This is a genomic window from Erwinia psidii (assembly GCF_003846135.1).
In the GTDB taxonomy this organism is placed as follows: domain Bacteria; phylum Pseudomonadota; class Gammaproteobacteria; order Enterobacterales; family Enterobacteriaceae; genus Erwinia; species Erwinia psidii.
Map to the genome: position 1 here is coordinate 57,589 of NZ_RHHM01000015.1, position 16,318 is coordinate 73,906.

General features: G+C 52.4%; 15 protein-coding genes. 11 read left to right on the plus strand and 4 right to left on the minus strand.

The genetic code is table 11. From position 1 onward, the window contains the following. Positions 1-10: 10 nt before the first annotated feature. Entirely contained in the window at positions 11-2,002 is a 1,992-nt protein-coding gene (gene tkt, locus EB241_RS17105) for a transketolase (protein WP_124234308.1), read from the minus strand. Positions 2,003-2,259: 257 nt separating this feature from the next. On the opposite strand from tkt, the gene loiP reads away from it, so the two are divergent. Continuing rightward, on the plus strand, positions 2,260-3,009 hold the full coding sequence (gene loiP / locus EB241_RS17110) for a metalloprotease LoiP (protein ID WP_124234309.1): 750 nt from the start codon (positions 2,260-2,262) through the stop codon (positions 3,007-3,009). 6 nt (positions 3,010-3,015) lie between these two features. On the opposite strand, the gene speB is transcribed toward loiP, so the two are convergent. Then, positions 3,016-3,951 (minus strand): agmatinase, encoded by a 936-nt coding sequence (gene speB, locus EB241_RS17115; protein WP_124234310.1) that lies wholly within the window; start codon positions 3,949-3,951, stop codon positions 3,016-3,018. A gap of 163 nt (positions 3,952-4,114) precedes the next feature. Then, a complete protein-coding gene (gene speA / locus EB241_RS17120) occupies positions 4,115-6,091 on the minus strand; it encodes a biosynthetic arginine decarboxylase (protein WP_124234311.1) in 1,977 nt (658 codons plus the stop codon). Between the two features lie 630 nt (positions 6,092-6,721). Between speA and metK the strand changes: the two genes are divergently transcribed. The 8 genes from metK (at position 6,722) to ruvX (ending at position 14,027) form a co-directional block, all read left to right on the plus strand. Then, positions 6,722-7,873 carry a methionine adenosyltransferase gene (metK, locus tag EB241_RS17125; protein WP_124234312.1) on the plus strand — a complete coding sequence of 384 codons (1,152 nt, stop codon included), beginning with the start codon at positions 6,722-6,724 and terminating at the stop codon, positions 7,871-7,873. A 413-nt stretch (positions 7,874-8,286) separates the two neighbouring features. Then, complete coding sequence (locus tag EB241_RS17130; protein WP_124234313.1) at positions 8,287-9,684, plus strand: sugar porter family MFS transporter; 1,398 nt, start codon at positions 8,287-8,289, stop codon at positions 9,682-9,684. Positions 9,685-9,752: 68 nt separating this feature from the next. Next, positions 9,753-10,280, plus strand: coding sequence for a SprT family zinc-dependent metalloprotease (locus tag EB241_RS17135; protein WP_124234314.1), 528 nt, complete (start codon positions 9,753-9,755; stop codon positions 10,278-10,280). Positions 10,281-10,380: 100 nt separating this feature from the next. Beyond that, the gene (endA, locus tag EB241_RS17140) at positions 10,381-11,094 is read left to right on the plus strand and encodes a deoxyribonuclease I (RefSeq protein ID WP_124234315.1); all 714 of its coding nucleotides are present in this window, start codon (positions 10,381-10,383) and stop codon (positions 11,092-11,094) included. A gap of 74 nt (positions 11,095-11,168) precedes the next feature. Further along, positions 11,169-11,900: a 16S rRNA (uracil(1498)-N(3))-methyltransferase gene (rsmE, locus tag EB241_RS17145; RefSeq protein WP_124234316.1), complete on the plus strand. Its 732-nt coding sequence runs from the start codon at positions 11,169-11,171 to the stop codon at positions 11,898-11,900. 103 nt (positions 11,901-12,003) lie between these two features. Beyond that, positions 12,004-12,948, plus strand: a complete 945-nt coding sequence (gene gshB / locus EB241_RS17150; RefSeq protein ID WP_124234317.1) for a glutathione synthase — start codon at positions 12,004-12,006, stop codon at positions 12,946-12,948. A 93-nt stretch (positions 12,949-13,041) separates the two neighbouring features. After that, entirely contained in the window at positions 13,042-13,605 is a 564-nt protein-coding gene (locus EB241_RS17155; protein WP_124234318.1) for a YqgE/AlgH family protein, read from the plus strand. Further along, positions 13,602-14,027 (plus strand): Holliday junction resolvase RuvX, encoded by a 426-nt coding sequence (ruvX, locus tag EB241_RS17160; RefSeq protein ID WP_124234319.1) that lies wholly within the window; start codon positions 13,602-13,604, stop codon positions 14,025-14,027. The genes EB241_RS17155 and ruvX overlap by 4 nt, the downstream gene beginning before the upstream one ends. A gap of 11 nt (positions 14,028-14,038) precedes the next feature. On the opposite strand, the gene EB241_RS17165 is transcribed toward ruvX, so the two are convergent. Continuing rightward, positions 14,039-15,034: a type IV pilus twitching motility protein PilT gene (locus EB241_RS17165; protein ID WP_124234320.1), complete on the minus strand. Its 996-nt coding sequence runs from the start codon at positions 15,032-15,034 to the stop codon at positions 14,039-14,041. A 14-nt stretch (positions 15,035-15,048) separates the two neighbouring features. On the opposite strand from EB241_RS17165, the gene EB241_RS17170 reads away from it, so the two are divergent. Continuing rightward, positions 15,049-15,756, plus strand: coding sequence for a YggS family pyridoxal phosphate-dependent enzyme (locus EB241_RS17170; protein ID WP_124234321.1), 708 nt, complete (start codon positions 15,049-15,051; stop codon positions 15,754-15,756). Between the two features lie 8 nt (positions 15,757-15,764). Then, positions 15,765-16,316, plus strand: coding sequence for a YggT family protein (locus EB241_RS17175; RefSeq protein ID WP_124234322.1), 552 nt, complete (start codon positions 15,765-15,767; stop codon positions 16,314-16,316). Positions 16,317-16,318 lie beyond the last annotated feature (2 nt).

Genomic DNA, 16,318 nt, shown 5'->3' on the forward strand with positions numbered 1-16,318 from the left:
AACCTGAGACTTACAGCAGTTCTTTCGCTTTGGCGACCACATTTTCCACGGTGAAGCCAAACTCCCTGAACAGCTGGTCAGCTGGCGCGGACTCTCCAAAGGTGGTCATGCCAACAATCGCACCGTTCAGACCGGTGTATTTGTACCAGTAATCGGCAATACCCGCTTCAATGGCGACGCGCGCACTGACAGCCTTTGGCAGCACAGATTCACGGTAAGCTTCATCCTGCTTATCAAAAGCATCCGTCGACGGCATGGACACCACCCGGACCTTGCGCCCTTCCGCGGTCAGTCTGTCATAAGCTGCCACGGCCAGTTCCACTTCAGAACCTGTCGCAATCAGGATCAGCTCCGGCTGTCCTTCACATGCTTTCAGCACGTAAGCACCACGAGCGATATTCTCCAGCTGTTGTGGAGTGCGTGGCTGCTGTGCAAGATTCTGGCGGGAGAAGATCAGTGCCGTGGGACCATCATGGCGCTCAATCGCATATTTCCATGCCACGGCAGATTCGACCTGATCGCCGGGACGCCATACGCTCATGTTTGGCGTCACGCGCAGACTGGCCAACTGCTCAACCGGCTGGTGCGTTGGGCCATCTTCACCCAGACCAATGGAGTCGTGGGTATAGACCATCACCTGACGAATTTTCATCAGCGCCGCCATACGGGCCGCGTTGCGAGCATACTCAACAAACATCAGGAAAGTGGCGGTGTAAGGCAGGAAACCACCATGCAGCGTGATACCGTTGGCGATAGCGGTCATGCCGAATTCACGCACGCCATAGTGGATATAGTTACCCGCTGCATCCTCGTTGATTGCCCTGGAACCGGACCACATTGTCAGGTTGCTGGGGGCCAGATCGGCGGAGCCACCCAGATATTCTGGTAACAGCTTACCAAAGGCTTCCAGCGTATTCTGGGACGCTTTACGACTGGCGATACTGGCAGGATTAGCCTGTAACTGTTCGATAAATTTCTGCGATTCAGCGTGCCAGTTTTCCGGCAGTTCACCACTCATACGACGTTTGAACTCTGCCGCCAGCGCTGGGAAAGCACGCTGATAAGCAGCAAACTTCTCGTTCCAGGCCGCTTCTTTCGCCTGACCGGCTTCTTTTGCATCCCACTGAGCATAAATGTCCTGTGGAATTTCAAACGGAGCATGGCTCCAGCCCAGTTGTTTACGGGTCAGGGCGATTTCATCGTCACCCAGCGGCGCACCATGTGAGTCATGGGTACCGGCTTTGTTTGGTGAGCCAAAACCAATGACGGTTTTGCACATCAGCAGTGATGGCTTATCGCTCATCGCCTGTGCTTGCGCAACGGCTTTTTTGATTGACTCCGCATCATGACCATCCACGCCACGTACAACATGCCAGCCATATGATTCAAAGCGCTGTGCGGTGTCATCAGTGAACCAGCCTTCAATGTGACCGTCGATCGAGATACCGTTATCGTCGTAGAACGCCACCAGTTTGCCGAGTTTCAGCGTTCCAGCCAGCGAGCAAACCTCATGGGAAATACCTTCCATCATGCAGCCATCGCCCATAAACACATAGGTGTGGTGATCGACAACGTTATGATCCGGGCGATTGAACTGTGCTGCCAGAGTACGTTCTGCGATCGCCATCCCTACGGCATTGGCAATCCCCTGCCCCAGCGGGCCGGTGGTCGTTTCCACACCGGCGGTGTAGCCGTATTCCGGGTGACCTGGCGTTTTGGAATGCAACTGGCGGAAATTAGCCAGTTCAGCGATCGGTAAATCGTAACCGCTGAGGTGCAGCAGGCTGTAGATCAGCATGGAGCCGTGGCCATTGGACAGCACAAAACGATCGCGATCGGCCCACAGCGGGTTAGCCGGGTTATGGTTGAGAAAATCACGCCACAACACTTCAGCAATATCTGCCATTCCCATTGGTGCACCCGGATGACCGGATTTCGCTTTTTGTACCGCATCCATACTTAAAGCGCGAATGGCATTCGCAAGCTCTTTACGAGAAGACATGTTCTACTCCCGGTCGGGTTAAAGCTTCGCCGTCTAACAGTGATTAATCAATGAGTTATAAGGCAAGGTTGAAAAAGTCGACCCTCAATGTACATGAAAAACGGGGGACATGTACATGACGAGGGCAGCAAAAAAACAGAACCCTGATTGCATTTTCAGACACTGGAGCTACTCACTGGCAGGCAACACGTTAACATGATGCATGTTTTTATCACTGCCTGCCACGTCGGGTATTTGTTATCTCATGGATGGATAAAATGAAACTGATTAAATCATTAACCGCGATACCCCTGATGATGGTGCTTTCAGGCTGCCAGAATATGAACAGCACCGCCCTGATTTACTCCGGCACTCAGGCTTTTCAGGCCGCCTCTCTCAGTGACAAACAGGTAAAAGCGCTGAGCGCCAAAGCCTGCGAACAGATCGACAGCAAAGCCAGGATCGCGCCAGCTAACAGTATCTACAGCCAGCGACTCAGTAAAATAGCCACAGCGCTCGGCGACAACATTAACGGCACCCCTGCAAGCTATAAGGTCTACCTGACCGATGATGTCAATGCCTGGGCGATGGCCAACGGCTGTATTCGTGTCTACAGCGGTTTAATGGACCTGATGAGCGATAATGAAGTGGAGGGGGTGTTGGGCCATGAGATGGGCCATGTAGCGCTGGGCCATACCCGCCGCGCTATGCAGGTGGCTTATAGCGCAACGGCACTGCGTTCCGCCGCCGCCTCTCTGGGCGGCGTGACGGCAACCCTGTCGCAGTCACAACTGGGAGAACTGGGCGAAAAGCTGGTTAATGCTCAGTTCTCCCGGAAGCAGGAGATGCAGGCAGACGACTACTCCTATGATTTGCTGAAAAAGCGTGGTATCAGTCCAGTGGGGCTGGAAACCAGCTTTGGTAAGCTGGCAAAAATGGAAAATGGCAGCAGCAGCATGTTTGATTCCCATCCGCCTTCACAGTCGCGCGCAGAGCATATCAGAGCGCGGATCAAAGCTGGTCACTAACCCCGCTCAGCCCTGCTGGCCCGCGTCTTTGTTCACCGCCTGTACGTGTAGCATATCCAGCGCCAGCGTGGCTGCCGCCAGCGAGGTCAGATCGGAGCTATCGTAACCGGGGGCCACCTCTACCAGGTCCATGCCGACAATATTCAGCCCCTGTAAGCCACGCAGCAGTTTGGTTGCCTTATCGGTGGTTAATCCACCAATGACCGGCGTACCGGTGCCGGGCGCATGCGCCGGATCGAGACAGTCAATATCAAAAGTCAGATAGACCGGCAAAGCACCTACGGTTTTTTTCACTTCGGCAATGAGGTCATCAACGCTTCGATCGTTCACCTGAGCTGCATCCAGCACAGTAAAACCAAGCGAGGCATCAAACTCGGTGCGAATCCCGATCTGTACCGAATGTTCTGGCGAAATCAACCCCTCTTTTGGTGCGGTCCAGAACATGGTGCCATGGTCAAACGTCGGTCCATTAGAATAGGTATCCGTGTGTGCATCAAAATGGACCAGCGCCATTTTGCCAAAATGCTTCGCATGGGCACGCAACAACGGCAGCGTAACGTAGTGATCGCCACCAAAGGTCAGCATTCGCTTACCGTTTTCCAGAAGTTTTTCGGCGTGGGCCTGCAATTTGTCACTCAGATCCTGCGAGTCACCAAAGGCATACACCAGATCGCCACAATCGATCACTTTCAGCCGCTGTCGCAGATCGAAGTTCCATGGCCAGCGACAGCCTTCCCACGCCAGATGAGTGGAAATCTGGCGGATTGCGCCAGGGCCAAGACGGCTTCCCGGACGGCCAGACGTGGCGGCGTCGAAAGGAACGCCAGTGATCACCCACTCGGCATCACTGTCGTAAGGCTGGAAGTTAACCGGGAAGCGCATAAATCCAAACGCATTAGAAACCAAAGAGTTATCATACTGATTACCCAGGGTATTATTCATAGCAACGCCTCTTTTACTCTCAGCCAGGGGTTACTGGCTGTGCGGTGAAAAAAATCCCCGCCGCGTCGTTGAACCCGACAGGGAAGGGATTTGAGTCATAACTGATTGCCTGTTTATTTTCAGCACCGCCTGGCGGAGCGTCGGACGCTGAAAGCAGAGAAGACTATTCGTCTTCCAGATAGGTGTAGCCATACAGGCCAGATTCAAACTCTGCCATAAACTGTGCACGCAGTTCCTCATCCAGCTCGCTGCGTTTAATCTGATTGCGGAAGTGGGTGAGCAACTCTTTCGGGTCAAGCTGCACATACTCAAGCATATCAGCGACGGTATCGCCCTCATCGGAAAGCTGAACCTCGACGCTGCCATCTTCAAAAGCAAACACATCAACCGCTTCGGTATCGCCAAACAGATTATGCATGTTACCCAGAATTTCCTGGTAGGCCCCCACCATGAAGAAACCCAGCATCGGTGGATTATCCACATCGTACTGTGGCATTGGCATGGTGGTGGCAATACCATCGCCATCTACGTAGTGGTCGATAGTTCCGTCAGAATCACAGGTAATATCCAGCAATACCGCACGGCGCTCAGGCGATTTATTCAGACCTTCCAGTGGTAAAACCGGAAACAGCTGATCGATCCCCCACGCATCCGGCATTGACTGAAAAAGCGAGAAGTTGACGTAAATCTTATCCGCCATACGTTCCTGCAATTCATCGATAATCGGCCGGTGTGCGCGGTTGCTAGGGTCCAGATGTTGCTGAATATAGTGGCAAATGCTCAGATAGAGCTGTTCAGCCCACGCACGTTGGGTGAGATCGTAGGTTCCCTGCGAATAGCCGGTGTGGATATCAAACAGGTCCATCTGACTGTCATGCAGCCATTCACGCAACGAACGCCGGTTATTGGGTTGGTGCATCTCCTGCCAGGTATCCCACATGCTGATAATCGGACGTGGTGAATCAACAGAAGGTGCGACCGGCGTACTGAACTCATTGCGCTCAACCCCAATGATATTGGAAACCAGTACGGTATGATGCGCGGTCACTGCACGCCCGGATTCGGTGATCACCGTCGGGTGCGGCAAATGATGTTCATCACAGGCATCGCCAATTGCCCAGATAACGTTATTGGCGTATTCGTTCAGGCCATAGTTGACAGAACAATCTGACTGCGAGCGGGTTCCTTCATAATCCACCCCAAGTCCACCGCCAACGTCAAAGCACTGAATATTGACGCCCAGCTTCGCCAGCTCCACGTAGAAACGCGCGGATTCACGCACGCCAGTAGCGATATCACGGATGTTGGCCATTTGTGAACCAAGATGGAAATGCAGCAGTTGCAGACTTTCCAGACGCCCGGCACCACGCATAATATCCACCAGCTGTAGCACCTGCGACGCCGACAGACCAAATTTCGATTTCTCGCCGCCGCTGGACTGCCATTTGCCCGAACCCTGTGAAGCCAGGCGCGCACGGATCCCAAGGCGCGGAACCACATTCAGACGCTCGGCCTCTTCGAGCACCAGCTTCACTTCGGTCATTTTTTCCAGCACCAGATAGACTTTGTGGCCTATCTTCTCGCCGATCAGAGCCAGGCGAATGTATTCGCGATCCTTGTAGCCGTTGCACACGATTACCGTTCGGGTCATACCGGCATGGGCCAGTACAGCCATCAGCTCTGCTTTTGAACCTGCTTCCAGCCCCAGCGGTTCACCGGAATTAATCAGCGACTCAATGACGCGCTTATGCTGATTAACCTTGATCGGATAAACCAGGAAATAGTCACCGCGATAACCATAAGATTCACGCGCGCGTCTGAAGGCGGCATTAATTGAACGTAAACGATGTTGCAGGATCTGCGGAAAGCAAAATAGCGCTGGCAGCCGCTGTCCCTCAGCTTCGCGCTCTTTGACCAACTTCGCCAGATCGACGCGCGCTTCAGGAACATCAGGATCGGGGCAGACGGTAATATGCCCCAGTTCATTGATGTCGTAATAGTTATTACCCCACCATGCAATATTGTAGGTACGCAGCATTTTGCTGGCATCCTCATCGCTGATGGCCACCTCCTGCATGGAGCGGAGTTCCCTTCGTTCGCCTGCTGACGAACTTTTAGTTGTCTTGATATCGTCAGACATCGCGAGCCTCGAATTTCAATGATGTGAAACAGTCAACTACTATTACAGGGAAAAGCCGCAACAACAAGCCACCATGAAGGGTTAATATCAGTATAAAACGCCAGGATGCGGCACCTCACGGTGTGATAAGTGTAACATTAAACCGTCCACGCTCCTGATACCCACTCAGATAACAGGTAATGAACCGCATGGACCAGGCCGCCATTTTTTCGCCAGTATTATTCACACTCCACGTAAGTTAAGAGTGGCAAAAAACCATGCTGACAGCGCTGTTCATTTAATTCAGGTGCAATAAAGGAGGATCACCGGACGCAAAGCATCAGCATTTTATATGGCCAGCTGGCTGCGGTTGCCAAATCAAATCGTGCAAAACAGCAATGCCTTCAGCAAAATTTGCCGCTTTGATTACTGTCTTGCATGTTTTCAGATAAAAAAACGCTGGCAATCCGCTGAGTGACTACCCTAAAATAGCCATCCAGATGTTAATCCATCTATACTGGTTAACTTCTAAGCGTCTTACATTTATGTGCTGCTCATGGCTTTGCCTGAGGGGGCGCTGAAAACAACCATCTGTTTCTGTCCAAGCGCTATGCTGTCGATTTCAACCCGTTTCAGTAAGGTAAAGAAAAAATGGCCAAACACCTGTTTACTTCAGAGTCCGTCTCAGAAGGACATCCCGATAAAATCGCGGACCAGATTTCCGATGCCGTGCTTGATGCTATTCTTGAGCAGGATCCAAAAGCGCGCGTTGCCTGCGAAACCTATGTTAAAACCGGCATGGTACTGGTGGGTGGTGAAATCACCACCAGCGCATGGGTCGATATCGAAGAGATCACCCGCAACACCGTGCGTGAAATCGGTTATGTCCATTCCGATATGGGTTTTGATGCCAACTCCTGTGCGGTACTGAATGCCATCGGTAAGCAGTCTCCCGATATTAATCAGGGCGTTGACCGCGCCGACCCGCTGGAGCAGGGTGCAGGCGATCAGGGCCTGATGTTCGGCTATGCCACCAATGAAACTGACGTGCTGATGCCAGCGCCAGTGACCTACGCGCACCGCCTGGTGCAGCGCCAGTCCGAAGTCCGCAAAAACGGAACGCTGCCCTGGCTGCGTCCCGATGCAAAAAGCCAAATCACCTTCCAGTACGATGAAGGCAAAATCGTTGGTATTGATGCCGTGGTGCTTTCCACTCAACATGCGGAAAATATCTCGCAGAAAGATCTGCAGGAAGCAGTTATGGAAGAGATCATCAAACCGGTTCTGCCAACAGAATGGATCAATGACAGCACCAAATATCACATTAATCCAACCGGTCGTTTCGTTATCGGTGGCCCGATGGGTGACTGTGGTCTGACCGGCCGTAAAATCATCGTGGACACATACGGCGGTATGGCCCGTCACGGTGGCGGTGCGTTTTCCGGTAAGGATCCATCAAAAGTTGACCGCTCAGCAGCTTATGCGGCGCGCTACGTAGCGAAAAACATCGTGGCTGCCGGTCTGGCGGATCGCTGTGAAATTCAGGTTTCATACGCCATCGGTGTGGCTGAACCCACGTCAATCATGGTGGAAACCTTCGGTACTGAAAAAGTGCCAACCGAGCAGCTGACGCTGTTGGTACGTGAATTCTTTGACCTGCGTCCTTATGGCCTGATTCAGATGCTGGATCTGCTGCATCCAATCTATCGTGAGACAGCGGCCTACGGTCACTTTGGTCGTGAACACTTCCCATGGGAAAAAACCGACAAAGCGGCACAGTTACGTGAGGCTGCCGGTCTGTAATAAGTCACGATTTACCGTGTTAAGGGCACCAGGGGTGCCCTTTTTGCTGCCCACAGATTGCACATTATTGTTACTTCTCCCTTCTTTTGCCGTCATACAGTCGCAAAAATGTTAGCGATTACAGTAAGAAAAAGTTTATTTCTCCGATAATTAAGAATTTTTAGCCTTAACAGCTATCATCAAAATGCGCTATTTTCAGCGCTGTCTGATAGAGGATGGTCAGATAAGCAGGAGAAACTGTTTACTGCTATGACAAGCTGGTTATAAAGCGTAAGCGCGTATGAGAATTCCCTTTTTGTAAAAGATTTCGTGTGTAAACGGTTACATTCTTGTAATCCGAAACACAGTCTTACCTGCCAGGGTTTTCTAACATTCATAACAACAATAAGCAGTACCACTGATATGGAGGCTTTATGCCTGTTAATAAGAAATCAAGCAGAACGTCGAATAAGGCAATGACCTTATTCGTCTGCTTCCTTGCGGCACTGGCCGGTCTGTTATTTGGACTCGATATCGGGGTGATTGCGGGGGCGTTGCCCTTTATCGCGAAAGACTTCAACGTGACTGCACATCAGCAGGAATGGATCGTCAGTTCAATGATGTTTGGTGCCGCAGTCGGGGCGATTGGTAGTGGCTGGTTGTCATCGCGTCTTGGGCGTAAAAAGAGCCTGATGATCGGCGCGATCCTGTTTGTCATCGGTTCCCTGTGGTCGGCGCTTGCCACCAACCCAGAAATGCTGATTATGGCCCGTGTCCTGCTTGGTCTGGCCGTGGGTGTCGCGTCATACACAGCACCGCTTTACCTCTCAGAAATCGCCCCGGAGAAAATCCGCGGCAGTATGATTTCGCTTTACCAGCTGATGATCACTATCGGTATTCTGGGTGCTTATCTTTCTGATACCGCCTTCAGTTTTACGGGCGAATGGCGCTGGATGCTGGGCATCATCACTATCCCTGCCGCCCTTCTTCTGGTGGGGGTGTTTTTTCTGCCTAACAGCCCTCGCTGGCTGGCAGCGAAAGGCGATTTCCGCAGCGCACAGCGCGTACTTGATCGTCTGCGTGACACCAGCGAACAGGCAAAACGTGAGCTGGATGAAATCCGCGAAAGTCTTAAAATCAAACAGTCCGGCTGGAGCCTGTTTAAAGACAACAGCAATTTCCGTCGTGCAGTGTACCTCGGCATTCTTTTACAGGTAATGCAGCAGTTCACCGGTATGAATGTTATTATGTATTACGCACCGAAAATTTTCGAAATCGCTGGCTTTACCAATACCACTGAGCAGATGTGGGGTACCGTCATTGTTGGTCTGATCAACGTGCTGGCAACCTTTATCGCTATCGGTCTGGTCGATCGCTGGGGCCGTAAGCCAACGCTTATCCTGGGCTTTATGGTGATGGCGCTGGGCATGGGTATTCTTGGCACCATGCTGCACGTGGGCATCCATTCGACTGGCTCGCAATATTTTGCCGTCGCTATGCTGCTGATGTTTATTGTCGGTTTTGCGATGAGTGCAGGTCCGCTAATCTGGGTACTCTGTTCTGAAATCCAGCCGCTGAAAGGCCGTGATTTTGGCATCACCGTTTCCACCGCGACTAACTGGATTGCCAACATGATCGTTGGCGCAACCTTCCTGACCATGCTGAACTCACTGGGCAATGCGAATACCTTCTGGGTATATGCAGCGCTGAACGTGTTCTTTATCGTCCTGACAATTTGTCTGATCCCGGAAACTAAAAACGTCTCTCTGGAACATATCGAACGCAACCTGTTAAGTGGCAAAAAGCTGCGCGATATCGGTCAGCGGGACTGAGCCTGGCCGGCCGGGAAATCCGGCCGGTTTCATTGTATTCCTGCCCCTGTCATCGTATTCTCACTTTTATGAAACCCCTTCGACTTCCGATAGCCCTGCAACAGGCGGTGATGCGTTCACTGCGTGAAAAACTGCAGCTGGCAAACCAGCGTCTTGCAAGCAATTACCCCGAACCCAAACTGGCCTATCAACAGCGTGGCACCAGCGCAGGTACAGCCTGGCTGCAACAGTGGGAAATTCGCCTTAACCCGGTTCTGCTGCTGGAAAACCAACAGGCATTTATTGATGAAGTCGTGCCCCATGAACTGGCACATCTGCTGGTCTGGAAACAGTTTGGCCGTGTTGCACCCCATGGCAAAGAGTGGAAATGGATGATGGAGAGCGTACTGAATGTTGCCGCACGGCGCACTCACCATTTCGAAATTGAATCGGTACGCAGCCGCGCTTTTCCTTATTACTGTGGCTGCCAGCAACACCAGCTCAGTGTCCGACGGCACAACCGCGTGCAGCGTGGCGAAAGCGAGTACCGCTGCCTGCACTGTGGTGAACGCCTGCTTGCGGGAGATTTTCCTCATGCCGTCCGATCGTTGCCTTAATCAAAACATCATTCCATTCTCTGATTTATCGCTGCTGATTTCCCGTCTCAGTCAACATCTGTTAATCTCGCTCCTTGCCTGGATGACAGATAAATGAATTATGTTTCGTAAAATTAACAGCCTGTTTGCTCTCTCTCTGCTGTTCCCCGCGACGTTCTCTCATGCCCTTACCTCTGGCGACTATCACCAGAACAGCTTTGCGCAGGCTAAAGCTTACGCGGCTGAGATTAACGCCGATGCGCCAGGTTCATTCTACTGCGGCTGTAAAATTAGCTGGCATGGTAAAAAAGGCGTACCGGACCTGGCCTCCTGCGGCTATCAGATACGTAAAAATACGACCCGTGCACACCGGATTGAGTGGGAGCATGTGGTTCCGGCATGGACATTCGGCCACCAGCGCCAATGCTGGCAACAGGGCGGCAGAAAAGCCTGTGCTAAAGACGCAGGCTATCGCCAAATTGAATCCGATTTACATAACCTCCAGCCTGCTATTGGTGAGGTAAACGGTGACCGGGGTAACTTTATGTACAACCAGTGGAACGGCGGCGAACACCAGTACGGTCAGTGTGAAATGAAAATCGACTTCAAAACCAAACAGGCCGAGCCGCCCGCGCGCGCGCGCGGGCCTATAGCCCGTACCTGGTTCTATATGCGTGACCGCTATCAAATCACGATGTCACGGCAGCAGACCCAGTTGATGACCGCGTGGGACAGGCAGTATCCGGTTACGCCGTGGGAGTGCGAACGTGACAGGCGCATTGCCGGGATTCAGGGCAACCACAACCCCTATGTACAGCAAGCTTGCCAGCGGTAAAATCACTGACCTAAACTATACACCATCTTTTGGCTGCGCCTTTTCGGGTGGCCGTTACTTTTATCAGGACCTTCATGCGCATACCCCGCATATTTCATCCCGACCCGCTGACCGTTGGCAGTGATATTGCACTGACGGAAGAGGCAGCCAATCATGTTGGCCGTGTGCTCAGAATGAACACCGGACAGGCGCTGGAATTGTTCGATGGCAGTAATCTGACTTTTGCCGCAGAGATTGTTCAGGCGGATAAAAAAAGTGTACACGTTGCCATAATGGGAAGTCGCAGCGACAGCCGTGAATCCCCACTTCATCTGCATTTAGGCCAGGTAATGTCGCGCGGTGAGAAGATGGAGTTTACCGTTCAGAAAGCGGTCGAGCTGGGTGTAAACACCATTACCCCCTTGTTTTCTGAGCGTTGTGGCGTAAAGCTGGATGCTGACAGACTGGCCAAAAAAATCCAGCAGTGGCAGAAAATCGTTATTGCCGCCTGCGAGCAATGTGGCAGAAACAGCATACCTCAGGTGCGGGACGCAATGATGCTGGAAGCCTGGTGCGCTGAAGAAGAACACGGTCTGAAGCTGAATTTGCACCCCAGGGCCAGCCAGAGCATTAATACACTCCCACAATCGGTAACGCGCGTGCGATTATTGATCGGTCCTGAAGGTGGTCTGACCGCCGATGAAATCAGCATGACATCCCGTTATGCTTTTACCGATATTTTACTTGGCCCTCGCGTGTTACGAACCGAAACAACCGCCCTGACAGCCATCACCGCGTTGCAGGTCCGTTTTGGCGATTTAGGTTAGACCCATTGAGTCTGCACATAGCCGTTGCAGGCAGTTCGAACACAGCCGCCCGACACCACAGCGATGCTGAGGGGCGTTAAAGACAGCTGACTGGAGAAACAGAATGATAAAGCTTGGCATTGTGATGGACCCCATTCACTCCATCAATATTAAAAAAGACACCAGCTTCGCCATGCTGCTGGAAGCACAGCGGCGTGGTTACGAAATTCATTACATGGAGATGCAGGACCTGTATTTGCGCGCTGGTGAAGCCCGTGCGCATACCCGTCAACTCAGCGTTGAGCAAAACTATGAAAACTGGTTTGAATTTGGCAGCGAGCAGGATATCGCGCTGGCAGATCTCAACGTGGTGCTGATGCGCAAGGATCCGCCGTTTGATACTGAATTTATCTACGCCACCTATATCCTTGAACGCGCCGAGGAAAAAGGAACGCTGATCGTCAATAAACCCCAGAGTCTGCGTGATTGTAATGAGAAGCTGTTTACCGCCTGGTTTGCTGACCTGACGCCAGATACGCTGGTGACCCGCAGCGCCGCGCTGATCCGTACATTCTGGCAGCAGCATGGCGATATTATTCTTAAGCCGCTCGATGGCATGGGTGGTGCTTCCATTTTTCGTGTTGGAAAGGACGATCCCAACCTGTCGGTGATTATGGAAACCCTGACCGGACACGGCAATTTCTTCTGCATGGCGCAAAACTATCTGCCGGCGATCAAAGACGGCGACAAGCGCGTACTGGTAGTGGATGGTGAACCTGTACCTTACTGTCTGGCACGCATTCCAAAGTCGGGTGAAACCAGGGGTAATCTGGCTGCGGGAGGAAGAGGAGAAGCCCGTCCTCTGAGCGAAAGCGACTGGGAAATTGCCCGCCGTGTTGGCCCCACACTGAAAGCGAAAGGGCTGATTTTTGTTGGTCTGGACATTATTGGCGATAAGCTGACCGAAATTAATGTGACCAGCCCAACCTGCGTTCGTGAGATTGAAGCCGCCTTTCCGGTTTCAGTAACCGGTATGCTGATGGATGCAATTGAAAAACGCCTCGCATGAGGTGCGGAATGGGGCCAGCTGGCCCCTTCTTAACCCCGTGAATCAAACTTACCGTATGAAGTTGAACGGTTAACCTGGACACAGAATCCTGATATGAATTTACAGCATCACTTTTTGATTGCCATGCCAACATTGCAGGACCCGTTGTTTAAACGCTCGGTAGTTTATATCTGCGAGCATAATGCTGATGGTGCCATGGGGCTTATCGTCAATAAGCCAATGGAAAATCTTACGGTGGATGGCATTCTGAAGAAGTTAAAGATCATGCCTACGCCACGCGATCCAGAAAACAAACTGGACAAACCGGTCTTCGCCGGAGGCCCACTGGCAGAAGATCGCGGTTTTATTCTGCACTCGGCACAGAGCATCTTTGCTTCCAGCATCCGGGTTTCAGATAACACGGTGATCACCACCTCGCGCGATGTGCTGGAGACGCTGGGTACACCGGAGCAACCCAGCAGTGTGCTGGTGGCACTGGGCTACTGTGCGTGGGAGAAAAATCAGTTGGAAAACGAGCTACTGGATAATGCCTGGCTCACCACATCTGCCAACAGCAATATTCTGTTCAAAACTCCTATCGCCGAACGATGGCGCGAAGCGGCAAAAAGCATTGGTGTGGATATTCACAATATCACCAGTGACGCAGGACACGCATGATGAGCCATATGACCATTCTGGCCTTTGACTTTGGAACCAAAAGCATCGGCGTGGCGATAGGCCAGCAGTTGACGGGCACCGCTCGTCCACTGACGGCTATCAAGGCACAGGACGGTATACCGGACTGGAACAAAATCGACGCGCTGCTAAAAGAGTGGCAACCGGATCGTGTGGTGGTTGGCCTGCCGCTCAATATGGATGGAACCGAGCAGCCACTAACCGCAAGGGCTCGTAAGTTTGCTAACCGCCTGCACGGACGCTTTGGTGTGCAGGTTGATCTGCACGATGAGCGTCTGAGCACGGTGGAAGCCCGCGCCGACCTGTTCTCTCGCGGAGGCTTTCGTGCGCTTAACAAAGGTAGCGTTGATTCTCTTTCTGCGGTGATCATCCTTGAAAGCTGGTTCGAAAACGCCTGGCAGTAGAGGCTGCCATTTTATTTCACCAGTCCTGCCAGCCGTCTTCCCGCAATGCTTTGCCCGAACGATTGCATCCCGGACTGTATCCCCGTTTCCAGCACACCCGGCAACTGATGCGTTTTTCCTTCACGGATCATACTGGCAACGGCTGCCGTGTTCACCAGCACCTCAAACAGCGCCACCCTGCCCGTCCCTGTCCCAGCGACCAGCTTCTGGGCGATAACCACTTTCAGGCTACCCGCCAGCTGCGTGCGGATCAGGTTTTTTTCCGCTCCCGGAAACACGTCAACCAACCTGTCCACCGCCTGAACTGCCCCCCGCGTATGCAGGGTCGCTAATACCAGGTGACCCGTTTCTGCGGCGGTAAGCGCCTGCTGAATCGTATCGCTGTCCCGCAATTCGCCCAGTAGTATTACGTCGGGATCCTCGCGCAACGCTGCCCGCAATCCTGCGCTGAAAGAACAGCAGTGCACACCTATTTCGCGCTGCTGAATCAGCGAGCGTTCACTGTTGTGGATAAATTCAATGGGATCTTCGAGGGTCAGGATATGCCGTGCCTGCTGCTGATTAATCGCCCCCACCAGCGCTGCCAGGGTAGTGGATTTGCCACTGCCTGTTGCGCCCGCTACCAGCACCAGACCATCGTTCAGTTGCAGTACCTGGTCGGTTATCGCCGGCAAATCCAACTGCGCCAGCCGTGGGCAATGACTGCTGATAACACGTAGCGCCAGAGAAAGTCCCTGACGCTGGCGAAACAGGTTTGCCCGCAGGCGTATCCCACCGGGAAATGTCAGCGCAAAATCAATCTGTCCGGCCCGCGTGAAGTGCTCCTGCTGTATCCTGTCGAGCCAGGCCTGAGCAACATTTTCCAGCATCTGATTACTGACCGGCAGTAGGTCAGCCATTTTCTGTAGCTGTCCATCACGCCGCCAGAATGGCGGATACCCACTGCAAAGGTGCAGATCCCCTGCGTTATGCTTTACACTAAGGGCCACCATGTCCTCAATATCCATAATTTTCCCTGACCATGACCTCGATTGAGCACAACTTACAACAAGTCCGCGAACGGATCATCGCGGCAGCGGCGCGCTGCGGCCGCGATCCGCAAGAAATTACACTGCTTGCAGTAAGCAAAACAAAACCTGCGGAAGCGGTCGCAGAAGCTGCACTTGCCGGGCAGCAATATTTTGGTGAAAACTACGTGCAGGAGGGCGTTGATAAAATTGCCCGGCTCAAAGATCATGCGCTGGTCTGGCACTTTATTGGCCCACTGCAATCCAATAAAAGTCGTCTGGTTGCCGGGCATTTTGACTGGTGCCATACCGTTGACCGGCTAAAAATTGCCACCCGGCTCAACGAACAGCGGCCAGCGTCTGCCGCGCCACTTAATGTACTGATTCAGGTAAACATTAGTGACGAACAGAGTAAATCTGGCATTATGCTGGAGGCGTTACCTGAGCTGGCGAACGCCATAGCTCAGCTGCCTCATTTAACCTTGCGTGGACTGATGGCCATCCCCGCACCGGAGGCGGATTATCAGCGACAGCTGGCGGTGTGTCAGCAAATGGCCAGCGCTTTTAATGAACTGAAACAAAGGTATTCGTCCGTTGATACTCTTTCTCTGGGAATGAGCGACGATATGGAAGCCGCGATTGCGGCAGGCAGTACAATGGTGCGTATTGGCACCGCCATTTTTGGTGCGCGTGATTACGGCACATTTCACAACAATCATTGAGGGATCCCATGCTGACGTTGACTTTTCTTGTTTCAACGGTGATCAACCTGTATGTCAAAGTATTGCTGCTGCGCATCTGGATGCAGTGGGCAAGATGTGATTTCTATAATCCGTTTTCGCAGTTTGTGGTCAAAGTGACCCAGCCGGTGATTAAACCACTGCGCCGGATTATTCCTTCCATCGGGCCGCTGGATACCGCCTCTTTGCTGCTGGCATATGTGTTGAGCGTAGTGCTGTTTACGGTGATGTTTGCGCTTCAGAGTCAGGTGATAATTTTTGATCCGGTATTTCTCTACTTTGGACTGGTATCGCTGGTGAAAGCCGCGGGCGTGCTGGTGTTCTGGGCAATTATTGTCCGCTCACTGTTAAGCTGGGTAAGCCAGGGACGTAATCCGGTAGACTATGTTTTGCTCCAGCTGACTGAACCGCTGATGGCCCCTGTTCGCCGTATTATCCCTGCGATGGGTGGTATCGATTTCTCCGCAATGGCGGTGATCCTGATCCTGTATATGCTGAACTATCTGGGAATGGATTTTATTCCCGGCTGGTCACAGCTTTAATG